The organism is Burkholderiaceae bacterium DAT-1 (assembly GCA_019084025.1).
In the GTDB taxonomy this organism is placed as follows: Bacteria; Pseudomonadota; Gammaproteobacteria; order Burkholderiales; family Chitinimonadaceae; genus DAT-1.
Map to the genome: position 1 here is coordinate 1 of JAHRBI010000012.1, position 3,583 is coordinate 3,583.

Consider the following 3,583-nt stretch of genomic DNA (forward strand, 5'->3'; position numbering starts at 1 on the left):
CAGACTCATGTGCGATCTCTGGTAATCGGGCACACCAGCGGCAGGAAGCTGTCAGCACGTGGTGACCAGCCCAGCAGTGCACCGGCATCAAGATCAAAATACCAGCCATGCAAGGTGAGTTTGCCCTGATCAACGCGATCCTTCACCCAGGGAAACGAACGCAGATTATTGAGCGAGACCAGAATCGAAGCGAGTTCGCAGGCACGCTGCCGTTCTCGCGGGCTGGCAGCGGGCATTTGCTGTATCACTTGATCGCGCGCATCTGCCGAAATATTCACCCAGCGCCCGATAAAATCGTCTGCCGACCGGCCGGAATAGCGGCCATCCATCAGCGCCCGAATGCCGCCGCACTGGGCATGGCCCAGTACAATGATGCGCTCGACTTCGAGTTGTTCGACAGCAAACTGTATCGCCGCCGATACACCGTGATGATGGTCGCCCGTGGCGCAGGGGGGGACCAGATTGGCGACGTTGCGCACCGTAAAGATATCGCCGGGATCACACCCCAGCAGCATGGCCGGGTCGACCCGTGAATCGCAGCAGCCAATCAGCAGCGTGCCCGGATGCTGTCCATCGCGCAGGTCGCGATAGAGATCGGGCATGTCTTCGAAATACTGGTGCTGAAAGCGCTGGAATCCAGAAATAAAGCGTTCTAGATCATGGGTACTGGGCACGATGTTGTCCTGTTGCATGTAACGTGTTGCTGCCACGCGCCGAAGAACGGACGCGTGGCAAGGTGCTGTTGGCAGGTTGGATGAATACCGTCATCCCTTGTTATTGTGCGGCGATCACCGTGGACGAACCAGCTGCCATGCGCGCACCAGATAGGTGACCGAACCAAAGCCACTCCATACATGCACCAGTCGGGTAAACGGGAACAGGACGAACAGCGACAGCCCCATAAACAGATGCAGTTTGAAGATCAGCGGAGCGCCGGTGATCAAGGTTGCCGCATCGCCCCGGAAGGTGAGGATATGCTGCGCCCACCCCATGAACAGCGTCATCATGTGGCCATCGAGGTGGTCGGCGGATTCGACAATGGTGCTCAGACCCAGACCCAGCGTCACCAGAATCCACAGCAGCAGGATTTTGTCCATCGGCTTGGTCACGGCAGCCAGACGCGCATTGGTGAGGCGACGATGCAGCAGGATCAAGAGGCCGATCATGCCGGTGGTACCAAAAATGCCCCCCGCCGTCATGGCAATCATCTGCTTGAAGCCATGGGTGACACCCAGCGCATCCCAGATGGCGATCGGGGTGAGCAAGCCCACCAGATGCCCGAAGAACAAGCCAATCACCCCGATATGGAACAGATTGTTCCCCAGTCGCAGATTGCCGCGATGCAGCACCTGCGAGCTATCGCTTTTCCAGGTGTATTGCTCGCGCTCGAAGCGGACCAGACTGCCAAACAGGAAGATGGCCAGCGCAATGTAGGGATAAATCCCGAACAGAAATTGGTGCAGATAATCCATTTCTTACTCCTTAAGCTCGACCATGCTGCATGGATTGTTTAGGCCAGAATTTCACCGTCTGGCTATCCGCCGGCTTCAGCAACGGTTCGCTGCCATCTGCGCCCGGACCGAAGGTTTCCAGCATCTCGTCCATATCGCGGATCGGCGGTTCAGTCAGCGGTTTGGGCTCGACACGCGCCAGTGCCCGCAGGCTGGCAAACAGGCAGCCGTAAGGGTTGCCAGACCGTTGCAGACGCTCGCCAATGGCATGGATGACATGAATGGCGTCATCTAGCAGCGGCTGGGCGGCCTCTGGCGGGATGTGGCCGAGACATTCCAGAAACAGCGGCAGGAAATCCGGCAGTTCGGTTTCAACCGGCTCGAAGCCGAACTTGCGGTATTCCTCCATCAAATCCACCATCGCCGATCCCCGGTCACGGCTTTCGCCGTGCACGTGCTCGAACAGATGCAGTGAATGCGAAGGCGTACGGTCGAAGGTGGCGACGTAGTATTCCTGCAAGCCGATCAGATCATGCTGATGCATGTGTGCAAACAGAGGGGCCAGATCCAGTTCGGCACCGTGTTCGCGCTGCCAGCTTTCAATGGCGGGCAGGGCATCGAGCAGATCCTGATCGGGATAGCTCATTAGGGCAGACAACACGCGGAAGTGACTCATGACTGGCTGTCCTCCGGCTGTTTACGCGATTTCGGCATGTGCACGAAGATCTTGCTGCCTTCCGGCTTTTTGCCAAACAGCGAGCCTTCCGATGTGCCGCCCGAGCAGCCATTACCGAAGGTGAAGCCGCACGCGCCTTTTTCGTTAAAGCTGTCTTCCACCATTTCCTTGTGGCTGGTCGGAATCACGAAGCGATCTTCGTAATTGGCGATGGCCATGATCTGGTACATGTCTTCGATGGTGGCGGCATCCAGCCCGACATGGCTCAGCAGGGCCGGATCACCCTTGCCGTGCACGGTTTCGCCGCGCTTGAAGGCACGCATGGCGATCAACCGCTCCAGCGCCGTCAGCACCGGTTTTTCCTTGCCTGCCGTGAGCAGATTGGCGAGGTAGCGCACCGGAATCCGCAAGCTGGCCACGTCTGGGATAATGGTGTCGCCAACCGATTTATGCGGCATCAGGCGCGATTGCGAGGCGCTCTGGATGGGCGACAGTGGCGGGATGTACCACACCATCGGCAGCGTGCGGTATTCCGGATGCAGCGGGAAAGCCACCTTCCATTCACAGGCCATCTTGTAGACGGGCGACTTCTTGGCCGCATCCAGCCAGGATTCTGGAATGCCTTGCTTGCGCGCTTCGGCAATCACGGCTTCCGAATGCGGATCGAGGAAGCATTTCAGCTGTTCTTCGTAGAGATCCTGTTCGTTCGCCGTGGAGGCGGCGGCTTCAATCTGGTCGGCGTCGTACAGCATCACACCCAGATAGCGGATGCGGCCCACACAGGTTTCCGAACAGACCGTTGGCTGACCCGCCTCGATACGCGGGAAGCAGAAAGTACATTTTTCGGCCTTGCCGGTCTGCCAGTTGAAGTAGATCTTCTTGTAGGGGCAGCCGGAAATACACATGCGCCAGCCACGGCATTTGTCCTGATCGACCAGCACAATGCCATCGTCTTCACGCTTGTACACCGAGCCGGACGGGCAGGATGCCACGCAGGTCGGATTCAGGCAGTGTTCGCACAGCCGTGGCAGGTACATCATGAAGGTGTTTTCGAAGGTCGAGTACATCTCCTTCTGTACGCCTTCAAACAGCGAATCCCGACCACGTGACGAGAATTCGCCACCCAGATCGTCTTCCCAGTTCGGGCCCCATTCGATCTTGTCCATCTTCTTGCCGGTAATCACCGATACCGGACGAGCAGTCGGCGGGGTTTGCGACAGCGGCGCGTTCTGCAGGCGCTCGTAGTCGTAGGTGAAGGGCTCGTAGTAGTCGTCAATGGCCGGCAGATTCGGATTGGCGAACATATTCGACAGAATCTTCAGCTTGCCGCCCTGACGTGGCTCCAGCTTGCCATCGTCCTTGCGAACCCAGCCGCCTTGCCATTTTTCCTGATTTTCCCATTGCTTGGGGTAGCCGATACCCGGCTTGGTTTCCACATTGTTGAACCAGGCGTATT

4 protein-coding genes are annotated in these 3,583 nt (G+C 58.0%); all 4 read right to left on the reverse strand.

The window, feature by feature from the left end:
* Positions 1–5: 5 nt before the first annotated feature.
* Positions 6–692 (reverse strand): carbonic anhydrase, encoded by a 687-nt coding sequence (locus KSF73_17215; protein MBV1777464.1) that lies wholly within the window; start codon positions 690–692, stop codon positions 6–8.
* 96 nt (positions 693–788) lie between these two features.
* A complete protein-coding gene (narI, locus tag KSF73_17220; GenBank protein ID MBV1777465.1) occupies positions 789–1,472 on the reverse strand; it encodes a respiratory nitrate reductase subunit gamma in 684 nt (227 codons plus the stop codon).
* Between the two features lie 10 nt (positions 1,473–1,482).
* Positions 1,483–2,127 (reverse strand): nitrate reductase molybdenum cofactor assembly chaperone, encoded by a 645-nt coding sequence (gene narJ, locus KSF73_17225; GenBank protein MBV1777466.1) that lies wholly within the window; start codon positions 2,125–2,127, stop codon positions 1,483–1,485.
* A partial coding sequence (gene narH, locus KSF73_17230) for a nitrate reductase subunit beta (protein ID MBV1777467.1) occupies positions 2,124–3,583 on the reverse strand: 1,460 nt, incomplete at its 5' end. The genes narH and narJ, both read right to left, overlap by 4 nt.

Excerpts from the sequence above, each read along its gene's own strand:
- narI (MBV1777465.1), bottom strand. The coding sequence starts at position 1,472 with ATGGATTATCTGCACCAATTTCTGTTCGGGATTTATCCCTACATTGCG.
- KSF73_17215 (MBV1777464.1), bottom strand. The coding sequence starts at position 692 with ATGCAACAGGACAACATCGTGCCCAGTACCCATGATCTAGAACGCTTT.
- narJ (MBV1777466.1), bottom strand. The coding sequence starts at position 2,127 with ATGAGTCACTTCCGCGTGTTGTCTGCCCTAATGAGCTATCCCGATCAG.